14 protein-coding genes and 1 pseudogene are annotated in these 22,412 nt (G+C 64.3%); 9 read left to right on the top strand and 6 right to left on the bottom strand.

Going from position 1 to position 22,412, the window contains the following annotated elements; translation table 11 throughout:
- Positions 1-28: 28 nt before the first annotated feature.
- From ACZ1II_RS17580 to ACZ1II_RS17560, 5 genes are all read right to left on the bottom strand, one after another.
- Complete coding sequence (locus ACZ1II_RS17580; protein WP_465144899.1) at positions 29-3,004, bottom strand: TonB-dependent receptor; 2,976 nt, start codon at positions 3,002-3,004, stop codon at positions 29-31.
- A 294-nt stretch (positions 3,005-3,298) separates the two neighbouring features.
- Positions 3,299-4,102 carry a S1/P1 nuclease gene (locus ACZ1II_RS17575; RefSeq protein ID WP_465144898.1) on the bottom strand — a complete coding sequence of 268 codons (804 nt, stop codon included), beginning with the start codon at positions 4,100-4,102 and terminating at the stop codon, positions 3,299-3,301.
- Positions 4,103-4,158: 56 nt separating this feature from the next.
- Complete coding sequence (locus ACZ1II_RS17570) at positions 4,159-7,470, bottom strand: TonB-dependent receptor (RefSeq protein ID WP_465144897.1); 3,312 nt, start codon at positions 7,468-7,470, stop codon at positions 4,159-4,161.
- 187 nt (positions 7,471-7,657) lie between these two features.
- The gene (locus tag ACZ1II_RS17565; RefSeq protein WP_465144896.1) at positions 7,658-8,557 is read right to left on the bottom strand and encodes a glycerophosphodiester phosphodiesterase family protein; all 900 of its coding nucleotides are present in this window, start codon (positions 8,555-8,557) and stop codon (positions 7,658-7,660) included.
- Between the two features lie 63 nt (positions 8,558-8,620).
- Positions 8,621-11,239: a TonB-dependent receptor gene (locus tag ACZ1II_RS17560; RefSeq protein WP_465144895.1), complete on the bottom strand. Its 2,619-nt coding sequence runs from the start codon at positions 11,237-11,239 to the stop codon at positions 8,621-8,623.
- Positions 11,240-11,483: 244 nt separating this feature from the next.
- Between ACZ1II_RS17560 and ACZ1II_RS17555 the strand changes: the two genes are divergently transcribed.
- Positions 11,484-12,581: an ROK family transcriptional regulator gene (locus tag ACZ1II_RS17555; protein WP_465144894.1), complete on the top strand. Its 1,098-nt coding sequence runs from the start codon at positions 11,484-11,486 to the stop codon at positions 12,579-12,581.
- A 260-nt stretch (positions 12,582-12,841) separates the two neighbouring features.
- Here ACZ1II_RS17555 and ACZ1II_RS17550 read toward each other — a convergent pair.
- Positions 12,842-13,134, bottom strand: a pseudogene (locus tag ACZ1II_RS17550) (ATP-binding protein); the annotation flags it as partial.
- Between the two features lie 378 nt (positions 13,135-13,512).
- On the opposite strand from ACZ1II_RS17550, the gene ACZ1II_RS17545 reads away from it, so the two are divergent.
- From ACZ1II_RS17545 to ACZ1II_RS17510, 8 genes are all read left to right on the top strand, one after another.
- Positions 13,513-13,935, top strand: coding sequence for a hypothetical protein (locus ACZ1II_RS17545; RefSeq protein ID WP_465144893.1), 423 nt, complete (start codon positions 13,513-13,515; stop codon positions 13,933-13,935).
- Positions 13,936-13,992: 57 nt separating this feature from the next.
- Complete coding sequence (locus ACZ1II_RS17540) at positions 13,993-15,261, top strand: TolC family protein (protein ID WP_465144892.1); 1,269 nt, start codon at positions 13,993-13,995, stop codon at positions 15,259-15,261.
- Positions 15,258-16,421 carry an efflux RND transporter periplasmic adaptor subunit gene (locus tag ACZ1II_RS17535; RefSeq protein ID WP_465144891.1) on the top strand — a complete coding sequence of 388 codons (1,164 nt, stop codon included), beginning with the start codon at positions 15,258-15,260 and terminating at the stop codon, positions 16,419-16,421. The genes ACZ1II_RS17540 and ACZ1II_RS17535 overlap by 4 nt, the downstream gene beginning before the upstream one ends.
- Positions 16,418-19,654 (top strand): efflux RND transporter permease subunit, encoded by a 3,237-nt coding sequence (locus ACZ1II_RS17530; RefSeq protein WP_465144890.1) that lies wholly within the window; start codon positions 16,418-16,420, stop codon positions 19,652-19,654. The genes ACZ1II_RS17535 and ACZ1II_RS17530 overlap by 4 nt, the downstream gene beginning before the upstream one ends.
- Before the next feature lie 191 nt (positions 19,655-19,845).
- Positions 19,846-20,601, top strand: a complete 756-nt coding sequence (locus tag ACZ1II_RS17525) for a DUF4198 domain-containing protein (protein ID WP_465144889.1) — start codon at positions 19,846-19,848, stop codon at positions 20,599-20,601.
- A 53-nt stretch (positions 20,602-20,654) separates the two neighbouring features.
- Positions 20,655-21,038: a hypothetical protein gene (locus tag ACZ1II_RS17520; RefSeq protein ID WP_465144888.1), complete on the top strand. Its 384-nt coding sequence runs from the start codon at positions 20,655-20,657 to the stop codon at positions 21,036-21,038.
- Between the two features lie 8 nt (positions 21,039-21,046).
- On the top strand, positions 21,047-21,775 hold the full coding sequence (locus ACZ1II_RS17515) for a HupE/UreJ family protein (protein WP_465144887.1): 729 nt from the start codon (positions 21,047-21,049) through the stop codon (positions 21,773-21,775).
- Position 21,776: 1 nt separating this feature from the next.
- Positions 21,777-22,406 carry a hypothetical protein gene (locus ACZ1II_RS17510; protein ID WP_465144886.1) on the top strand — a complete coding sequence of 210 codons (630 nt, stop codon included), beginning with the start codon at positions 21,777-21,779 and terminating at the stop codon, positions 22,404-22,406.
- Positions 22,407-22,412 lie beyond the last annotated feature (6 nt).

Raw genomic sequence — 22,412 nt, 5'->3', positions numbered from 1 at the left:
ACAGCCCACCTCCAGCCCGGACCGTCTTCTATATTCCCACGGAGACCGACAGCTCGAAGCGGCGCCGGAACGGATTGGCATAATGGCTGTATCCGCCATCCGTGTACGCGGCCATGGCAGGTCGGTGATCGAAAATGTCGAGAACCCCGAGGCGCAGGTCCATCGTGCGGCTGGCCGTAGCGGGACCATTCAATTCCAGGCGATAGGATGCGGCCAGGTCGAACGTTGCCTGCGCCTTGATCCATTCGCTGCCCTGGATGGCCACGGCGGATGCATTCGTCGCAGCATCGCCTGTCTTCGTGATCCGATAAGGGCCGAAATATTGCCCGTTCAGGGAAATGCTCAGCGCCCCCTTGATCCAGTCTATCCCGCCATTGCCGCGCCATTCCAGCGTGCCGTCCGCATAATCGACCAAGCTTGAGACGGGGTCTTCGATCCGCGACAGCCGGTCGAAACGTGGCTGCCAGGTGAGATTGCCGCGCAAGACGAAATCGCCCAGAGCCGCCGTGCGAACCGGCAATCTGGCCTGGACGTCCACGGCGTCGATCACGGTCCAACCGCGATCGAGATAGGAGGTGTCGATCCGCGTGATGACGCCGCCCGTATAGCCCCGCGCGGCATCCTCTGCGGTCAGCGGCAGGCGGGTCACGCGGTCGGGATAGGAATCCTCGTTTTGTAGGAAATAGAAGACGCTGCCGATCGATCGTCCGTTCACTTCCCGGCTCCGGCGGATATGGGTATAGTCCAGGCTCAGCATCAGCCCTTGCGATGGCGTGGGCGTGAAGACCAGACCTGCGGACAGCGCGCGTGCCCGTTCCGGCCTGATCTTGCCGTTTTCGAACATGATCAGTTCGTAAGGCGTCTCGATAAACGTGTCGCCGCGTTTGGGGTCGGGACCTGTTTCCCCGATCACCTGCGCATTGGCAAGGGCGTTGACCGGCGGCGTCTGCTCCCCGGTCGCGATGCTGGCGCGTGCGATCAGGCCGGGAAAAACCATGGCCCTGAGGCCGGCCGTGTAAGTCAGCGCCGCATGCCGCGCGGTGTCGAAACCGTCGTTGGCCCCGGTCTCGTCGCTGAGATATCCGGGTTGCAATCTGACGAGCGTGGCATCGCGCCGCAAGGCGAGCTGGAATTCCAGGCCCCGGCTCGGCGCGATATCTGTCATGTCTCCCAGGATCGGCGCCCGCAACTCGACATAGGCCGAGCGGATGCGTTCGGAATGTCCGGGAACGATCTCGCCGCTGGGGATGCCGAACAGCACGGTCGTTTCGTCATACCGGCTTTGCGCGACGCGCTCCTTTCTCTGCTCCAGAAGGAAGGTCGCGGTAACCGGGCCGGCGCCGAAGTCCGCAAGCGGCCCCGCGAACCTGACGGCACCGTCCATCATCCGATTGACCTGATCGAAGCGGTAGTCCGACGGCACGACATAGGCGGACATGGCATTCTCGAAGTCCGCATCGCTCGCAAACAGGTCGAGGGCCGGATAGCCGGGCAGGGGAAAGCCGTAGAGAGCGTAGATCGCGTTAACACCGTAAGTCGTGCCCCGGAAGGCGATCCTCTGGCGAACCGATCCGAAGCTGTAGTCGAGGTTGGATTTCCAGCCTCCGGGGAGATCGACGATCAGGCCGGCACTCATGCGCGCGGTGCGGGTTGTCGTTCCTCCGCTGCGCCCCATTCCCGGCACCGCGCGGACCAGCCCGATGTTCTGCTCGAACGGATTGCGGGGATCGTCCGCACTCAACTGCTGATAGACCGCGACTTGAGAGAAATCGACGTGCCCTTCATTGCGAAGGTGGATCAGGTCGACATAGGCCACAACGCCGGGAGCGAAGGTATGGCGCGCATTGAACAGGATCATGCTCGATTCCTGAGTCGCCACCAGACTGCTCGCCTTCCCGCTGCGTCCATCGGGTTGAGAGAGATCGATACTGCCTGCATGGGCGAGCAGGGCCGTACCGAGATCTGACGGCGTGCGCGCATCTCCCGGTGCCAGATAGGACAGGCTGCTGGCCAGCGCTTGCCCGCCGTAGTCCGGTTTCAGGGTCAGCGGCTGTCCGCTTTCGCTGGCGAGATTGATCGAATGGGATATCGGCAGGTCGACCCAGACATAGCCCAGACCGCTGGCAAACCGGCGCGCTTTCACGCGATCGGCAAAATCGCGGTCGCCTGTCGTCAGCCCGTCGCTCTGCGATCGGCCATAGGCGAACATCACGTCCGTCGCTCCGTCATCCGGCGTGGAGCCGAAACGAACATCGATGCGCCGATAGGCTCCGTCTCCCCTTTCGGTTATTCCGGTCGTGGCGGTCGCTTCCGCCCCGCGATAGTCGCGCCGCAGCACGAAATTGATCGCCCCGCCGATGGCTCCCGGACCATAGATACCTCCGGCCGTAGAGGTGATGACCTCGGCTCTTTCTATCGCCTCGGTCGACAAGGCGTTGACGTCGGGCTGAAGGAGCACGAACTGTCGCGAGGGAATGCGCGGCATGGGCCGTCCATCAACGAGAACCAGTGTCTGGTCGTTGCCGAGGCCGCGCAAGTCGAACGTCGACCGCACCGATCCGGCCGCGGAAACCGGAAGGCGGGTTGCGGAAAGTCCAACGGAATTCTGCGAGGAACGTTTGCTCAGCAATTCCTCCAGGGTGGAGGAATGGGCGGCATGAATATCCTGCCGCGACAGTACCTGATAAGGTTGCACGTCGCTTGCCCGGCGTTCGATATCGGCGTTCTGGGTCCGGTGCCCGATGACGAGGATGTCCGGAAGTGCAGGAGTGGCCTGCTCATCCGGTTCGGGAGCGGGAACGACGATGAAGCCCGTCGTAGCCGATCCCCTCAGCCGCAGTCCGGACCCGGCCAACAATGCGTTCAGCGCCTCCTGAACGGTGAAGTTTCCGGATATCGATGGGGCCTTCAGCGATGCAACGAGATCGTTCGAAAACAGCAGCTCGACGCGGAAACGACGTGCGACTTCCTGAAGCGCGGTGCCGAGCGGTTTCTGCCGCAACACTACCCGCTGGGCACCGGCCGCCTGTGCTATGGCCGGCGTCGGAACCAGAAGCGGAAGAATGACCGCCGCCGAAAAAGCAGAAGCAAATGGGCGCATCTATCCATTATCGCGCAGTTTCACGTCCGGTGAACCCATCCGAAAGCATGAGGTGACGGCGAGACACTGCCATGACTTCGGCTTGGATGCTGCATCGGCTCTCGTTCTTCTTCCCATTGTGCGGGGGATTCGATCTCTGCGATCGTGCAGAGCGTTGCGCGCCCTCACGAGCAAATCGCGGAGAGGCGCGCATCGAGGTCAGGGCTTGGGGCGGGCGCCTGCGCAGTGGCCGAACAGGTCATCGAGATAGCTGGCAAGGCGCAGGCCCGACTTGGTCATCTGCTCGTGCAGGAGCGGACGCAGACGATAGATGTAGTCGCCGTCGATCTTCTTGTCGGCAGGATAGATCTTCGCGTGGAGGCCGCGCGACTCGTCCACCCATTTCACCGGGTCGGCGCCGGACCAGGCGATCGCCTGCTCGCTGGTGACGCGGGCTTCGAGATAATCGGCCCACTCGCGGTAGGACATCTGTTCCATGTCGATCAGGGCACTGTCCCAGACCGAATGCAGGTTGATCGGCTCGCCGCGCATGGTGACGATCTCGTCATTGCCGCCGCGGTCGCGCGAATTGCCCGAGTGCAGTGGCTGGCCGAGGTCGCCGACGATGTGGACGATCATGCGCAGTGCATCGCGGCGCTTGTCGAGCGGAGCGGAGGTATCGCGGACGACCGCGCGGAAACGGGCAAGCGCTTCCACCGCATCGCCCTGCCTGGGGGCACCGACCTGGGAATAGCCCTTGCCGTCCGGGATGGTGACGAAATGCCAGTTGAAAGTGGTCTGGCTCCAGTTCGGGTCGGACGACATGCGCATGTAGTCGGCCCAGTTGGCAGCATCGGCCAGGGTCTCGATGCCGAGCAGGTCGCGGATTTCAAGGCGGGTCTGGCCGCAGACGAAACGTGCGGCCAGTTCGCCGCTGACGCGGTGGCCGGTGGTGCCCCAGGCATGGGCAAGGCCCGGCGTGACAAGGGCGGCGGCGGCAAGCAGCGTGGAAAGGATACGCATCCAAAGGCTCCCGGAAGGAAGAAGGGGGCGACACGCCGGCCGCCCCCTCGCATGGGTCAGAAGTCGAAGCGGGCGCCGATGCGCACCTGCCAGAGCGAGGCGCTCTGATAGGTCGTCGCGGTCTGCGTGCCGGGGTTCGAGTAGAGGTAGCGGCCGCAGGAGTTGCTGCCGACGGCAACGCACGAGACGTTCGCCACGCTGACCGAGCCGGTGTAGACCTTGTAGGTGTTCCAGTTGCGGTTCAGCAGGTTGAGCACGTTTTCAATATCGGTGAAGACCTTGATCTTGCCGAAGAAGAACGGAAGCTCCTGCGAGACGTGCAGGTCGAGTTTCGAGTACGAGGGAGAGGTGCCGAGGTTGCGCGGCGCGATCTTGCCGTAATAGCCCTTGAGCTTGCTGCCATCCACGGCAGCGCGGACACCGTCGAGCGCGGCCTGGTTGGCGAATTCGACATTGCCCACTTGCAGACGACCCGCATCGTTGACGACGGCGGTCTGGTTGAAGTCCGGCACGTAGAACAGGTGGCGCCCGTTGCCACCCACCGTGCCGAACACGCCCGAACGGCCGTTCGCGGCGTCGGTGAAAGTGTAGCTGTAGGGGGTACCGCTGCGGAATTCGCCGAAGAGGTCGATGCGGAATTCATTGTCGTCGAACAGGTCGGTGCGGTAGCCGATCTGCAGCTTGGCGTTATGCCGCGTCTCGAAGCTCGAACGGCCAAGGGTGCCAAGGTTCGGGTCCGCCGTGGTCACGCCCAGAAGCTCGGTCGGGGTGTAGCCGGTGTACGAGCCTACGTCCTTCACGTCCGAGTAGATGTAGTTGGCGCCCAGCGTCAGGTTGCCCAGGCGCTTGCCAAGGCCGACGCCGAGCACGCGCGAGCGGCCCTTTCCGGTGTTGCGCAGGACGATGTCCCAGTTGGCGCCGGTCGAGCCGTCGTAGCGCGGGCGGCCGTCGGGCAGGGCACCGATCAGGCTGGTGCGAAGGTCGGTGGCGACGAAGGCGTTCTGCACTTCGCTGGCCAGCGCGCTGAGGTTGAATTCCCAATCGTCGGCCAGCCAGCTTGGGCCGAACGGCAGGCTGCCGGCCCAGTTGACGGTGAAGTTCGCTTTCCAGGTGGAGGCCAGCTTGAGATCCGGATCGAGCGCGGCGACAGAGGCTGCAGGGGGTGCGCCGACGCCCGCGAGGTACTGATCGACGATCGAGGGGACACCTGCACCGGTCACGTTGTCGAGCGCGGCCGAGCCGAGCGATGCGGCGATGTTGGCGGCAGCGCCGGTCTGGGTCGCGTCGATGAAGCCGGTGGCGGTGCGCTGGAACAGCAGGTTGTTCTGGCGGGTGCCGTCGTTGGAGAAGCCGTTGGCAAACCACACGCCGGGCGTGCCGCCTCCGAACAGGCCGCCGCCTGCCGCGATGCGCAGCGAAGGCGTTGCCTGCCAGGTCAGACCCAGGCGCGGCTGCAGCACGCCGCCGGTCGGCATGGCATTGTTGGCGAACCCGTAAGCTGCAAGGAAACGCCTGTTGAGCACCGGGCGCTCGGAATCGATCCAGTCATAGCGCAAGCCGCCGACGAGGGTGATGTCCGGCGTGATCGACCAGCTGTCCTGCACGCCCACGGTATAGGACATGTAGTTGAACTTGGCTGACGCATCTTCGGGGTTGCCGCTGAGCGCGTTGGCATAAGTCAGCTGACTGGCGCGGCCCGCCTCGAGATCGGCGATCGAATCGAAGTAGTAGCGGCCCAGCGCCGAGGCGAGGAACAGGTTGTCGATCTTTACCTGCTCGCCTTCGGCCAGCAGCTTGATGATATGACCGTTCCCGGAATACTGGCCGGTCCATGACAGGCCGGTATTCCTGACCGAGAGCGAGTTCGCCTGACGGTACATGTCCGGACCCGCCAGAACGCGGCCGCTGGGCGAATTGGTGCCATTCGCGAAGCAGTTGAGGAGGCTGCCGGTGGACACATCGTCAAGGCAGACCTCGAATTCCGGCACGTCCAGCCCGCCGTAGGGCGTCTGGCGGCGCTGGTAGTCGCGGTGGGTGACGCGCAGTTCGCTGGAGAAGTTGTCGCTCCAGGTGGAGTTCAGCTGCGCGGCATAGGCGTTGGTCGTCTCGCCCAGCAGATAGAAGTTTGATTGCAGGCCGACCGACGGGTTGGAAGAGCTGGTGCTGAAACCGACGTCGCGCGGCACCTCGTTCTTGTGATGGATATAGGTGACGGCAAGGCGCTGGCCATCGGTGACGTTCCAGTCCAGCTTTGCCGAGAATTTGCGATCTTTCTCCGGCAGGGTCCTGGCGATGTCGAGCGGGTCGAAGCCGTACCGGCTTTGCAGGATATCGCGCACCCGGTCGACCTTGTCGCGGGTGATGAAGGGCACTTCGGTCGCCGCGCCTTCGCCGGCAAGGCCGCGCGCGTTGACCTGGCTTTCCTCGAGCTGCTCGTAGGAAAGCGCGAAGAACAGCTTGTCCTTGACGATCGGGCCGGAAAGATAGGCGCCGAAGTCCTTGAATTCGGGGACAGGCGTCAGCTTGCCGGTGCCCTTGACCACGCTGCCGTCGCTGCGGACGGTATCGTAGTTCCTGGTGCCCTGCATGTCGTCATTGCTGTAGATGCCATAGACGCCGCCGTGGAACGTGTTGGTGCCCGACTTCAGGATGATGTTGACCGAACCGCCCTGAAGATCGCCCTCGGCGATGTCCACCGGCACGGCCTTGATGCTGACCTGATCGATCGCGTCGAGCGAGACGATCCCGCGCGCCGAAGGCAGGCCGCCGGCGTTGAGACCGAAATCGTCGCCGATGGCGACGCCGTCGATAGTGAAGCGGTTGCTGCGCGGGCTGGCGCCGCCGATCGAGATCGCACGGCCGCGAGGGTTCGGATCGAGGCTGGTCAGGGGATCGCGGCGCATCAGGTCGCGAAGGTCGCGGTTGACCGAAGCGATGCCCTGGATGGCGTCGGCGGTAAGCGTTGTGTCGCCGCCGGTCCGGACGGCATCGGTCGTGTTGCGCGCGGTGACGACGATGTCCTGGCCGCCGGCGGGGGCAAGCGCGATGGCGAGCGAGCGGGTTTCGCCTATGGCGGCGTTGACGCCCTGCACCTGGGCGTTCGCATAGCCTTCAGCTTCGACGCTGACCCGGTAGGGACCGCCGGGGCGCAGGCCCTGCAGGCTGAATGTGCCGGACTGGTCGGTCGTCTGCGACACCTGCGTGCCGGATGGCATGTGGACGATGCTGACACGGGCGCCCGCGACGGGCTGGCCTGCGTCGTCGGAAACCTGGCCGCGGATGGCCGAGGTGATCTCCTGTGCATATGCAGGCGTGGCGCAGGCCGCCACCAGCGCCAGAACGCTGGCGCCGTAAATGGAATGTCTCAAGGGTCGCTCCCGATTGAACCCCCACAAGCGAGTGGGCGAGGGGCCTATGGGTGAGTGCGATGAACCTTCTGTGACATAATTATTGTTTTATATCAGTCTCTTGTAGGTTTTATTTGGGCATGCAGGGGCATACCCGACAAGGCGTACCTTGCAGGGATTTCGCATCACTTCTGCCGCGCTTTCGCGTTCAGCAGTCCTTGCTCGCCAGTGCAGCGGCAGCTTCGATGGGGTGATCGCTCACCAGGATTTGCGCTCCTGAATCACGGATCGTCCGATAGCGTGCCGCTGGCAGGGGATGGCTTTCGTGCGCCCCGGTCTCTTCCGCAGATGTGGCCGCGACGAGAACCGTTACTTCCCGCTTGCGCAGTTCGGCAAAGAACGCACGGTCGATGGCGCTTTCGAAGAACAGGGCGTGAAGTTGCCGAGGCGCAATGCCTATCCCCTCGATCCGCGCCAGGGCGGCAAGGTTCGGGATGACCGTTGCGACAAGCGCTTCGGGCTGACGGCGCACGATGGCGGCAATGTCGGTGTCCGTATAGGCGAGATAGATCACCCGGCCGGCAGCGCCTGCTGCCTCGACAGCATCGAGCACGGCATCAATGCGCGTGCCTTCCTTGATGTCGAGCTGAAGGATCGGGCCATCTCGCGTCGCATCCAGCAACTGCGCCAGTCTTGCGGGGGAGAAGTCCGTGAGATCGCCGGAGCGCGTGCGCATCCTTGCGGTGCTGATCGTTGCCCAGTCATGATCCGCGATGGCGCCTGTCAGCGAACTGACGCGGCCAAGGTCGGCATCGTGGCTGAGCATGAGCACCCCGTCGCGGGTCGTGCGCACATCGGTTTCCGCAAGCGTCAGCCCGTGCGCGGAGAGCGCCGCATAAGCTGCCAGTGTATTTTCCGCATGGGCGGCATCTGGGCCGCCGCGATGAGCGCTGACGATGAGGTCGCCGCGTTCGCGCAAGCAGGCGAAGCGTTCGGGCAGGGGCGGGCTGGGCAGGGGTGTCATCGCGCACCCGCCTAGCACGAAGAGCACGGCTGCAAGCGGCTTGGCGAGGCTACCGCGTGAAAAGAGGTGTGTGGGGAGGTGCATCGGATTCCTTCGTCCGCTGAATTCGGAAGAGAAAGCGCGGCAGCGTGTACTGCATCCGCGACCTTAGAAGCTATAGCGCGCCCCGGCCACGATCCGGCGTCCCAGGCGGATTTCCGAAACCGCAAGGGGAGCCAGGCTGCTCGAATAAGTGAGCTTCTCGTTGGTCAGGTTGCTGCCCTGGATCTGGAGGTTCAGGCGTTCGGTCAGGCGATAGTTCATCGTCAGGTCGAGTTGGCCGAAGGCATCCTGATACGGATAGTTCTCCTCGGGGCTGATGCCGTCCTGCAGGAAGCCGTCACGCCAGGCATAGTTCAGGCGCGCGTCGAAGCGGCCGTCATCGTAATAGATCCCGGCGTTGAAGCTCGACGGCGAGAGGTTCGGGAACGGCTGGGCCTGGTTGCCGTCCTGCGCCGGGATCGCCGTCTTGGAGTCGAGGCGGGTATAGTTCAGTTGTACGCCGAAGTTGCTGAGCATGCCCGGCAGGAAGTACAGCGCGGACTGCGCCGTCACCTCGACGCCGCTGACGCTGCCGCTGCCCGCGTTGTAGGGCTGCGTGAACTCGATCTGCTCGGTCGTCGTCGTGCCGTCGGCGCCGACCACTTCGCGCGGCAGGAAGACTGTTTCCGACGCGATCAGGCTCGAGAACTTCTTGTGGAAGTAGGTTGCCGCCACCAGCGCTTCGGGGTGGAAGTACCATTCCGCGCCGATGTCGAACTGGTCCACCACGAAGGGCTTGAGTTCGGGGTTGCCGCGCGTTCCGGTAAGCGAGGTGTAGTTGAACGTCTCGCGCGGGGCGAGTGCCGCCAGCGACGGGCGGCTGAGCGCGCGCGAATAGGAACCGCGCAGGAACAGGTCCGGCGTGAGGTTCAGTTTCGCGTTCAGCGCGGGCAGCGCGCGGGTGTAGGAACCCGGCGCGTCCACGGCGGTGACGACACCGTTGACGTTTGCCGCCCCCTGCGAGCGCACGTCCGTCGACACGATGCGCACGCCGGCATTGAGGTCGATCGGGCCGAGCTTGAAGTCGGCCTCAAGATAACCCGCAATGGTTTTCTCGGTCACTTGCGAGGCGGCAAGGGCATTGGCGGCATCGGTACCGATGGTGATGCCTGTCATGCGCGTGCGGGTGATGTCGAAGCCCGGTTCGAACTGGCTCTGGCCGCCCAGCAGATAGTCGCCCGCCGCGGGGATATCGGTGAAGAGGAGACCCTGCTTGGTCGTCGTCTCGATATCGGCGAGCGTCGGGCCGGCTCCGGTGTTGATGACGCCCCAGAACGGCTCCGCGACCTCGGTAGAACGGTGCGTGTAGCGGGCGCCGAAGCGCAGGGCCTTGAACACGGGGCCGTCGAAATTGCCCTGTAGGTTCAGGCCGCCTTCGTACTGCTCGCTCTGGCCCGAGTTGATCGAGCTGTAGACGTTGGCAAGGCGGAAGTTCTCGGGGTTTGATCCGAAATCGGGCGCGGAAGTGGCGTATCCGGTGACGCCGTTCGCAAGATTCCAGTCGAACGTGCCTGCCGCGCCATAGGCGTTGATCTGCGTGAACGGGCGGCGCTGGGCGCGCTTGTTGTAGCCTGCGAAAGGCTCGAACGACCAGTGCGCGCCGGCAAAGTCGCCAAGGCCTACAGAACCGCTCAGCGTGTACTGCTGGAGGGTGTCGTCCACATCGTTCGATTCGAACTCGATCTCCGAGCGCGTGAAGCTGGCGAGCGATCCCGACTGGACCACGCCGTCGCGGATGTTCAGCGCGGTCGGCACCACGCCGCCGGTCATGCGGTAGCGTCCCTGCGTCTCTTCCTCGATGCCGTCGACTTTGCTGTAGATCGCATCGAAGCGCAGGTGCGTGTCCGAATTCGGGCGCCATTCGGCTGCCCCAAGCAGGGTGTAGTTGTCGGTCTTGCGCTCGCGCACCACATTCTGCGTACCGTCCGGCACCAGAGCGTCGCGCTGTTCCGGCGTCAGCGAGGAGGCATCGGCGGCGACGGTCGAGAGTTTGACGAAGCGGTTGTAGCCCTGCTGGCGCGTGACGTTCCAGTTCCTGGAGTAAACGCCGCCGACGAGAATACCGAACGTGTCCCCGAAGCGGTGGCTGGCGATCCCGGACACCTTGGGCGTCACGCCTGCCTTTTCGGTCCAGGTGCCTTCGACGGCGAGCGAGCCGTTACCGTCCTTGAGATCGAACGGTCCGGGCGTGCTGAGTTCGACGTTGGCGGCGATACCGCCCTCGACGTCGCGCGCCTGGGGGCTCTTGGCGATTACGGCAGAGGTGAAGAGTTCGGACGGCAGGACATCGAAGCTGAAGTTGCGGCCATCGTTGCCCGCGTTGCGCAGCGAGGAATCGAAGCGGGCACTGCGTCCGCCGCCGCCGGTCGCGCCGCCCATGCCGTTGATCTGGACTTGCGTGAACTGCGAGGAGAGACCGCGAACTGTGATCGTGCGCGAGTTGCCCGAGGCGGAACGCTCCAGCGAGACGCCGGGCACGCGCTGAAGCGATTCGGCAAGGTTGGTGTCCGGGAACTTGCCCAGGTCTTCGGCCTGAATGGAATCGGTCACGCGAATATCGCGTTCCTTGCTCTGGAGCGCGCGAACCACCGAGCCGCGGATGCCGGTCACGAGGATATCCGCTCCCGCCGCGTCCTCCCCGACTGCTTCCTGGGCCTGCACCGTTCCGGCTGCCAGCGCGGTCATGCATGCGGCGGTAAGCAGGGCTGCGTGCCTTTTGCGTAGATTCATCGAAGTCACCCCTGTCGCGATCCCTGTATGGCCCCTTCGGGGAACCGTTCGCCGTCCCGATAGGCGCGTTCGATGACACTTTTATAAAATTCACAAATCTTATTTAATGTCCCTGTTATGGACCGGCTTAGGTGTCGCGAGGCCCGGAAAAATGCGCTAGGTGCCGTCCTCTATGGCGACAGGCGAGAACGCATTGCAGTTGAACGGGACGGAACGCGCCGCCCTCCAGATCATCTGGCTGGAGCGCGAAGCCTCCCGCATCATGCTCGCGGAACGGCTCGCAATGTCGCGCACGCAAGCGACCAACATCGTGCGTGCGCTGATGGAAAAGGGTCTCGTAGCCGAAGCCCCCAGCCGCGATGGAGCGCGCGGTCAGCCGGTCCGCCGCGTGACGATGACGGCTGACGGCGCCTATGCGATCGGCGTGAAAGTCTGGCGCAGTCGGATCGAGATCGGCTTGCTGGGTACTGGCGGCGTGGTGGAGAAGGCGGAAACCATCACTCTGGACGATTTCACGGTGTCCGGGCTCATTGCCGCCATGCGGAAGTATCGCCAGAAGGTGGTGCGGCGCCATCGCCGTATCGCAAAACGGATCGTCGGCATCGGCTTCTCGTTCCCCGGATACTTCAACCGCCAGGGCCAGATCACGCAAGCCTACTTCCCGCAGTGGGACAACCTCGATATCGCGAGCCTGCTCCAGCCCGAATTCGATGTGCCGGTCCTGGTGGAAAACGACGGCGCCTGCGCCGCCTGGGGCGAGCATCTGCTGGGCGCGGCCAAGACGTTCGACAACTACCTCTTCGTCGATGTGAACTACGGCCTGGGCGGCGGGGTCGTTGTCGACGGGCGGCTCGTGCGGGGCGCCCACGGCAATGCGGGGGTCTTCGGCGTGCCGTTCCCGGTCGGTACCGTGCGCCCCTCGGGACAGGACCTTATGGACACACTGCGCGCGGCAGGACTGACGGTGGATGATCTGCCGGATCTTCCTATGGTGGCCGACGAGGGGCGAACCGTGATCGATGCGTGGATCGCGCGCGCGGCCGACCAATTGCGGCCCGCGCTCGGTGTTCTGGCTGGGGCATTCGATCCGGAAGCGATCATCGTGGGCGGCGCCATCCCGCCACGCTTCGGCGAAGCGCTCGTCGCGCGGCTCGATACGCCCGATTTCTGCGCGACGACGAGACGGTTCCTGCCCGTACCAATCTTGCGGACCTCGCAACTCGGGATCGGTGCCGGCATGGCCGGGGCTGCGGCACTAGCGCTTGGCGATGCGCTTTTTCCGGTCCGCTCCCGCTGAGCCGATGCGAGGTTTTTACTAGGGCACAGGACCTATTGATTGGCGGACTGCAATCTGATTCAGGCGCAGTGAGAAGACCGAGGATGACCGAGCTATATTGGCTGACGGATGAGGAGATGGCGCGGCTTTCGCCGTATTGCTGGAAAAGCGATGGGGGCCGTGGTTTTGATGCGCGCTTACGCCGTTGCGGAACGGCGTAAGCGCGTAGCCCGGAGACGTTCGGCAACTGCGTACATCGTCTTTTTTGCCCGGAGCCAGACTCAATTGCGGCTCTTGAAGCGCCAGCCTTCGTTGCCGGTTTCGATGATGTCGCAATGGTGCGTGAGCCGGTCGAGCAAGGCCGCGATCATCTTGGCATAGCCGAAGACGGTGGGCCATTCGCCGAAGGCGAGGTTGCCGGTGACGATGATCGATGTACGCTCTTAGAGGCGACCGATAGGTGGAACGGCAACTGGCCGCCGGTGCGCGCGAATGGCAGATACCCCAGTTCGTCGAGGATCAGAAGCTCGAGCAGGTTTACCAAGTCGATGGTATTGTAGAACCGGACGCGGGCAAGCGCTCCTTCCACCTCCGAAGATCATCCGGCACTCTCGCTCCCCCGTTTGCATAAGCTATGTCCGCCGCCTGATCTGCTATCCGCTGGTCGATCACCTCCGCCTTTGTGGCCATGTGCGGGATTGCGGCGTTGGGTGTCGCACTTGCCATGATTGTCTGGTCGGCTGCCGGTCCTGACGTGATCCGGCACGAGCACCGCAGATTATACCTGGATCATGCACATCTTCGGCAGGATCATCCGGAAGGGGGCGCCGTTCACGATTATGTGATCGACGGTCTTCATCCACGATGGAAAAAGCTGCAGTGATGCCCAGCCCTGCACGAACTTTTCGCAGGTTTGTGGTAGAAGCACCCACTTGAGGTTATCCGGTACCGAATGTTCGTCCGCGCCTGCCTTGGCAATGATCGTAACCCGGCGAGGCTTTCCCTCGTTCTCGGAGCGATGCTTGCACTGCTGGCGCTGACCAACGTCCTGTCGCTGTCGATCTGGCACACCTCCATGCTTCACCATAACGACGCCGACGCGGATGGTGCGCTGCTGGAGCATCATCACGATCATGATCATGATCATGAGGCTCAGTTCGAAAAGCAGCCATCAGATTCGGGTGAGAAACAGGGTTCTCCCGCTCCCGATATGCACAATACCACCCATGCGATGGTGCATGGCTTTACTGGCCTGGTGCCCAATCTGGACATCACGTTTGGCACTTACGTGCGCCTGATCAGCTGGTTTGCCGGCAAGAGCTTCGCGCTTTCCGGCATTTCGCCAGAAGGCCTGCTGCGCCCTCCTCGGGTCTGATTCCGTCGCGTCCCTGAGGCGCACTGCGGAAATCAGACAACAGAGGAATTATCCAAAATGACCGATTTTATCGGCCGACAGCGCGTACGTGTAGCGCTGGTCGGGCTGATGGGCGTGGCCGCCGGCCTTGCCTACACGGATGCGCATGCGCAGACGGCGCCGCCGTTTGCCCAGCTGTTTCGCGAGACGGAAAACGCGCCTCGCCGGATCGAACTCGAAGCCGAGGTCGACCGTGCCGAGGGGCTGGCCCTGCAGGCCCGCGCTCGCCCCAATCCCACGGTCAGCGTGATGGCGGAGAACTTTGCCGGCCAGAACCCGTACAGCGAATTCGATCGGTCCGAGAATACCTTGCAGGTGAACCAGCCCATCGAGCTTGGCGGCAAGCGCTCGGCCCGTATCGCTGCCGGCAAGGCAGGGGTGGATGCCGCCGTCGCGCGCACGCGGGATGGCAGGCTGATCTATGCCTACGATCTGGCGCTCGCTTACGGCGCTGCGGAAATCGCCGATCGCCGGATCGACCTCGCGGAGGACGAAGTCGAGGAAGCGGAAGCCGACATGCGCGCGGCCAAGGCGCTGGTCGCTGCCGGCAAGGAAGCACGGCTCAGAAGCCTTCAGGCGGAGACCGAGGTCAATTCGCTGCGGGCCGAGGTGGATATGGCCAAGGCCCAGCGCGTGGGCGCCTATGCCAGGCTCTCGGCACTGGCCGGACAAAGCACTGCCTTCCTGGAGCTGGCGGAACCGCTGCTTGGCCGTTTCGATCCGAAGGCCGGATACGGTCCCGTCGATCCGCTGCAGACCGCGCCCTATCTTGCCGCCAGAGCGGAGAAGGAAGCGGCGGAAAGGCGGTTGAAGGCAGCAAGACGTCAGGCGATTCCGGACGTGACGGCATCGTTCGGCGTTCGCCGGCTTGAGGTCGACAAGGCCAATGCCCTGGTCGCCGGGCTCAGCGTTCCGCTGCCGATCTTCGATCGTAACCGCGGCAACATCGATGCCGCTGAGGCCGACGTTCGTGCTGCTGCCGCACGCGATTCAGCGACCCTGCTGAACATGCAGGCCGAGATCGCCACCTCGCTGGCGCTGAACGAGGCGGCGGATGCGCGGGTTGCTTCCGCCGAACGGACGCTTGGAACGGCGGAAGAGACCTATCGGCTCGCCCGCATCGCCTACGAGGCGGGCAAGTCCCCACTCATCGAACTGCTGAACGCCCGCCACGGTCTCGGCGTCGCGCGCGGTGTCATTCTCGATGCCGCGACGGCCCGCCTCGAAGCCCGTGCCCGCCTTGCCCGCCTTCAGGGCCTCACGATCACCGGAGAACCGGTCCAATGAACGACAAGAATAGACTTTACGCCGGTGCGGCGATCGCACTGGTTGCCGCGGCTGCGATCGGTTTCGGGGCGGCGCGTCTGACTGGGCCGGGCGGCTCCATCGATACGGTCGAAGCGGATAGGGAAGAGGCTGCTCCAGCCGCTTCCACCGACGAGGTGGAAATAACCGCAGAGGGCATCAAGCAGTCGCAGATCGGCGTGGCCTCCGCGGCCTCGGGCGCGCTCGATTCCGCCATTCCGGCATCGGCCACCATCGAGGCGACACCCGATGCCGAAGCCGTGCTGACGGCACGGGCGCCGGGAACCGTCACGCGCATTTTCAAGCGCATCGGCGATCCGGTTCAGGCCGGTGAGACGCTCGCCCTCGTCGAAAGCCGCGATGCCTCCGCCATCGCTGCCGATCAGGCAGCTGCGGCGGCCCGCGTGACGCTTGCCGATCGGCAGCTTTCCCGAGAGAAGTCTCTGCTCGCTCAAGGCGTCAGCCCGCGTGCAGACTACGACACTGCGCAGGCGAACCTTGCCGTGGCGCGTGCGGATGCCCAGCGCGCCCGCGCGGCGGCGGGCGCGGCCCGGATTTCGCGCGACGGGCGCTCGGTCATGGTCGTCAGCCCGGTCTCCGGTCGCCTGACGCTGGCCTCGGCCAACCTCGGCCAGTTCGTGGCTGCGGAGACCGAACTCTTCCGCGTCGCCGATCCGCGCAAATTGCAGATCACCGCCAGCGTCCCGGCCACCGATACGGCACGAATCCGCGTGGGTGACCGGGTAGAACTCACAATTGCTGAGGGGCAGGTCATCGAAGGGCGCGTGCGCTCGACGACCGGCGTGGTCGATACCCAAAGCCGGGCGGCCACGGTGGTTCTGGAAGCGAGCGGTGCGCAAGGCGCGCTGGCGCCCGGTCAGCTCGTGCAGGCGCGTATCTTTGCCAGCGGCGGTACGGTGTCATCGGGTGTCATGGTGCCCCAGGACGCGGTCCAGACCACGGGCAGCCGGACCGTCGTGTTCATTCGCACGCCCAAGGGCTTCAAGGCGCAGACGGTGCAGATCGGCAGCCGCAGCGGCGGCCTTGTCGCGATCACTTCGGGCCTGAAGGCGGGAACGCCGATCGCCACCACCAATGCCTTCCTGCTCAAGGCCGAACTGGAGAAGGAGTCGGCCGAATGATTTCCCGTACTCTCAGCCTGTCGATCAGGGGGCGATGGCTTGTCGCCTTCCTGACGCTGATAGTGGCGGGGTTCGGCCTGTGGCAACTGACCAAGCTGCCCATCGATGCCGTGCCCGACGTCACCAACCGCCAGGTCCAGATCAACACCTTCAACCCCACGCTTGGACCCGTGGACATGGAGAAGCAGGTCACCTTCCCGGTGGAGACGGCGCTTGCCGGTATCCCCGGCCTGACGATGACCCGTTCGCTCACCCGCAACGGCTTCAGCCAGGTCACGGCCGTCTTCACCGACGCGACCGACATCTACTTCGCGCGCCAACAGGTTACCGAACGGCTGGCACAGGCCAAGGACAGCCTGCCTGTCGGCGTACAGCCCAATCTGGCGCCGCTCAGCACCGGTCTTGGCGAGATATTCTTCTATTCGGTCGCCTTCCGGCATCCGGACGGCAAGGGAATCAGGACAGAGGACGGCAAGCCCGGCTGGCAGTCCGACGGAAGCTACCTCACCCCGGAAGGTGAGCGCCTGACGACGGAACTGGCGAAGGCTGCCTATCTGCGCACCGTGCAGGACTGGATCATCCGCCCGCAGATGCGCAACGTGCAAGGCGTTGCCGGGGTCGATTCCAACGGCGGCTATGTGAAGCAATATCTGGTCGAGCCGAACCTCGCAGCGCTGACCTCCTACGGCATCTCGATCACCGAACTTGCCGATGCGCTTGAGAAAGCCAATCTCTCTGCCGGATCGAACTATGTGCGCCGGGCGGGCGAGAGCTTCCTGGTCCGTGCCGACGCGCGTCTCAAATCCATCGAGGATATCCAGGAGGCCGTCGTCGCCTCGCGGCAGGGCGTGCCCGTCCGCGTCCGGGATGTCGGGCAGGTCGTGATCGGCGGCGCGGTGCGCACCGGATCGGGCAGCCGCATGGGTTCGGAGGCGGTCATCTCGACCGTGCTGATGCTCACCGGCGAGAACAGCCGGATCGTCGCCAACAGTGCTGCAGACAAGCTCACGCAAGTAAACAAGTCGCTGCCGCCAGATGTCTTCGCCGAGCCGGTCTACAACCGCTCAAAGCTCGTCAATGCGACCATCGCCACCGTCGAGAAGAACCTCATCGAGGGCGCGCTGCTCGTCATCGTCGTGCTGTTCGTGCTGCTCGGCAACATCCGGGCCGCGCTCATCACCGCGGCGGTGATCCCGGTCACCATGCTGATGACGGCGACCGGCATGAACGGCCTCGGCGTCTCCGGCAATCTCATGAGTCTCGGCGCTCTGGACTTCGGCCTGATCGTCGACGGCGCGGTCATCATCGTCGAAAACGCGCTGCGGCGGCTTGCCGAACGGCAGGAGCACGAAGGCAGGCTGCTAAACCGCAGCGAGCGCATGGAGGAGACTAACCTCGCCGCGCAGGAAATGATCCGGCCGACCGTCTATGGCCAGCTCATCATCTTCCTCGTCTTCATTCCGCTGCTCACCTTCCAGGGCGTGGAGGGCAAGACGTTCGCACCGATGGCGATCACCTTGATGATCGCGCTGGCTTCCGCCTTCGTCCTCTCGCTTACCTTCGTGCCCGCCATGATCGCGCTGCTGATCACCGGCAAGGTCAGCGAGATCGAAGTGAAACCGATCCGCTGGTTCAAGGAAAAGTACGAGCCGCTGCTCGTCAGGGCCGTGGCGCGTCCGCTGCCCTTCGTGTTCGGCGGCGCGGGCATCTTCCTGGCCGCGGTGCTGGCATTCGGACTGCTGGGCGAGGAGTTCATGCCCCAGCTCGACGAGAAGGACATCACCGTCACCAACTTCCGTGTGCCTTCGGCTTCGATCGACCAGTCGACGCAGATGCAGCTTCGCATCGAGGATGCGCTGAAGACGCTGCCGGAAGTGGCGCTGGTCTTTTCCAAGAACGGCAATGCCGACCTCGGCACCGACCCGATGCCGCCGAACGCCTCGGACACGTACGTGATCCCCAAGCCCGAGAGCGAATGGCCCGCCGAGGTCAAGACGAAGGAGGACATCCTCAAGCGAATCGAAGCGAAGATGAAACCGATGGTCGGCAACCGGACCGAAATCCAGCAGCCGATCCAGATGCGCTTCAACGAATTGATCGCCGGTGTTCGCGCCGACGTTGCGGTCAAGCTCTATGGCGACGACCTCGACCAGATGAGCGAGCAGGCCCGCAGGATCGCCGCTGTTCTGCGCAAGATCCCCGGCGCCGGCGATGTCAGCACCGAGCAGACCTCGGGCGCGCCGACGTTCGACGTCAGGATCGACCGCCAGGCGGCGGCCCGCTACGGCCTTACGGTCGAGGATGTCGCCAATACAGTTGCGGCGGCTCTGGGCGGCCGGGAAGCCGGTCTGCTGTTCGAGGGCGACCGCCGCTTCTCGGTGGTGGTGCGCCTGCCCGACGCGCAGCGTGACGATCTGGAAACCCTGGGGTCGATCCCGGTCATGCTCCCGGCGAGCGATGGCCGGAACGCGGGTTCCATCCCGCTCCGGGAAGTCGCGCGGTTCGCCTATACGCAGGGGCTCAACCAGATCAGCCGCGAGAACGGCAAGCGCATGGTCGTCGTACAGGTCAATGTGCGCGGCCGCGATCTCGGCGGTTTCGTGGCCGAGGCGCAGGACAGGATCGGCGAGATGTCGCTCCCTTCCGGAATGTACACCGACTGGGGCGGCACCTTCGAAAGCCTCCAATCCGCGCGGCTTCGTCTTCTGCTGGTCGTGCCGGTCTGCTTCGCGGCGATCTTCGCGCTGCTCACCATGGCGCTGGGCGGTCTCGGCCGGGCGGCGATCGTGTTCAGCGCCGTGCCGATGGCGCTGGCGGGCGGTGTCTTCGCGCTGCTGCTGCGGGGCATCCCGTTCTCGATCACGGCGGCGGTCGGCTTCATCGCGCTGTCGGGCGTCGCCGTGCTCAACGGCCTCGTCATGATGAGCGCGATCCGCAAGCGGACGGACGACGGCGTGGCTGCGGACGAGGCGATCGTCGGCGGCGCCATGGAGCGTGTCCGGCCGGTCCTGATGACCGCGCTGGTCGCCAGCCTCGGCTTCGTGCCGATGGCGCTGGCGACCGGCACCGGCGCGGAAGTGCAGCGCCCGCTCGCCACTGTCGTGATCGGGGGACTGATCACCTGCACGGTCCTGACCTTGCTGGTTCTTCCGGCGATAACCGCACTGGTCGCTCGGCGCGGAAGTGCCGGTCACAGGCAGAATCCGGCGCCGATCGAAGGGCTGCAGGCATGACCTGCAAAGCGGCTTTTCAGGCGCCGCGCAGGCCCGCTTTTCGCACCGATTCCCGGTCCGTCCAGACACGAAATGTTACACCATCAAGGCACAGGATTTCAAATTTCCGTGCCGATCCGAAGCTGCACAACAGGGCAATCGACCGAGCAAACAGGTCAGCCTGCTCTCAACGGGTTCAAGGAGAATAAGCCATGGTATCTTACAGGAACGTCATTCGTGCCTCCGTCCTCGCACTCGCGGCGGCGACCAGCGTGGCCGCCGTGCTGCCCGCCCAGGCGCATGGAATCTGGTTCGCCCAGCGCGCCCGCCAGCTGGCGCTGATCTACGGCGTGGGTGCCGACGATCTCGATGCGGTTGCGCGCGAAAGCAAGCTGACGCTGGTCAAGGGCTATGACGAGGACTGGAACCCCGTCGATATCAAGCTGCGCGATGCCGGTGCCATCCCGGTCGTGGACAGCGATGAGCCGGTCAGCGCAGTGGCCGCCGTCATGGACTACGGTATCTGGACCAAGGATGCCTCCGGCGAATTCCACAACAAGGGCCGCGACGAAGTGCCGAACGCGGGCCTCAGTGAGCACAACTTCAAGTATGCCGTCCACCTGACCCGCATGCCGACCAAGCAGGTTCCCCTGCTGCCCGGCCAGACGCTGCAACTTGTCCCGGTTGGCACCGATATCCCGCAGAAGCTGGGTATGCCGATGAAGGTCCGCGTCTACTACGCCGGCAAGCCCGCCGCCGGGGCACAGGTCATGACCGATTACGTCAACGATCCCGACGAAGTGCCGGTCAAGACCGATGCCGACGGCTATGCCACCGTCAAGGTGCGCAACCAGGGCATCAACGTGCTGATGGCGATCTTCGTCAGCCCCACCGACAATCCCGCCAAGTACCAGCAGCTGGAGCACCGCGCCTCGCTCTCCTTCGTGCTGCCGCATCTGCCCGAGTGACGGTTTCCCCGATCCATCTGCCCAATTCACTTGAACAAACAGGATTCTTCCCGATGAACACCAAGCGCATGGCTGCCCTGCTCGCAGCGTCCCTCGTCCTTTCCGCCCCGGTTGCCAGCTTCGCTCATGGCAGCATGAAGCCCCAGCACGGCGGCATCGTCGCCATGTCCGGCGAGATTCTCGTCGAACTGGTCAAGGGTCCCAAGGGCGTGAGCTTCTTCGTCACCGAGGAAGACGAGCCGGTTGCCGCTTCCGAATTCGACGCCAAGGCGACCGTGACCGTGGCCGGCAAGAAGACCTCGGTTGCCCTCGCGCCTGCCGGCGGCAATCGCTTCTCGGCGCCCGGTCTCGTGGCACCCAAGGGTGCCAAGGTCGTCGTCGCCCTCGTCAACAAGCGCGATCAGGCCAAGACCTTTGCCTCCTTCACCGTCAATTGACGATGGGCATGGCAGCATCCCTCATGCCGGGAAGACCGACAGGATGGGCGGCAACGGGCGCGGCGTTCATCGCCGCGCTCGGCCTCGCACTCATCGCTTCGGCGGCCCAGGCCCACGGCGTCGCCGAAAACGACGCGGCCTTCATCCAGGGCACCTCGGGGGTGAACATCATCCCCTACATGTACCTCGGCGCCAAGCACATGGTGACCGGCTACGACCACCTGCTGTTCCTCTGCGGCGTGATCTTCTTCCTCTATCGGATGAAGGACGTGGGCGCCTACGTCACGCTCTTCGCCATCGGTCACAGCACCACGCTGCTGCTGGGTGTGATCTTCGACATCCGCGCCAATCCCTACATCGTCGATGCCGTGATCGGGCTTTCGGTGGCCTACAAGGCCTTCGACAATCTGGGCGGGTTCAAGACGGTCTTCGGTTTTTCGCCCAATCCCAAGGCGGCAGTGCTGATCTTCGGTTTCTTCCACGGCTTCGGCCTGGCGACCAAGCTGCAGGACCTGACGCTTTCGCGCGACGGCCTCGTGCCGAACCTCGTGGCCTTCAACGTGGGGGTCGAGATGGGCCAGCTCATGGCACTGTCGCTGATCCTGATCGCGATGAACCTCTGGCGGCTCACCCCCAGCTTCCGCCGCAGCGCCATCACCGCCAATGCCGCGTTGATGTGCGCGGGCTTCGTCCTCGTGGGCTTCCAGCTCACCGGCTATTTCACCAAGGGAGCCTGACATGACGGCCCAGACCTTCAATCCCAATCTCGTGCCGCCGTCCTCGATCCAGGTTCCGGCAAAGACGCTGGCCAAGGCGAGTTTCGGCGCGGCAGCCGTGGCCGCGGTACTGCTGGTGACTTGCGTGCTTCCGGCCGAGGCCGGGATCGACCCCACCGGCATCGGCGGCATGCTCGGCATTGCCGGGATGGCCACGGGTACGGCGGAATCCGATGCCGAAGCCGCACCGGCAACGCCGGTAGCCGGGGCAGCGCCTGCCGCCGCTCTCCCAAGCCGCACCACTATCGAGCGCGCCTCGGCCATGCGCAGCGACGAAATGACCATCGAACTTCCCCCGCACAGCGGCAAGGAAGTGAAGGCGCACATGAATGCCGGAGACAGCTTCGTCTTCGAATGGAAGGCCAGCAGCCCGGTCAAGGTCGACATGCACGGCGAACACCCGAACGCCGCCGAGGGCGAGTTCACCAGCTACTGGAAGGAACGCGAACTCGCCTCGGCAAAGGGTGACTTCACCGCGCCGTTCGAAGGAACCCACGGCTGGTACTGGCGCAACAAGGGCGATACGCCCGTGACTATCACCGTGAAGACGAACGGGTTCTACAAGGACCTGTTCCGACCGGGTGAAGAGTAAGCTGTA

This window comes from Novosphingobium sp. BL-S-20 (assembly GCF_055521635.1).
This window is presented reverse-complemented; position numbering and strand designations above follow the sequence as displayed.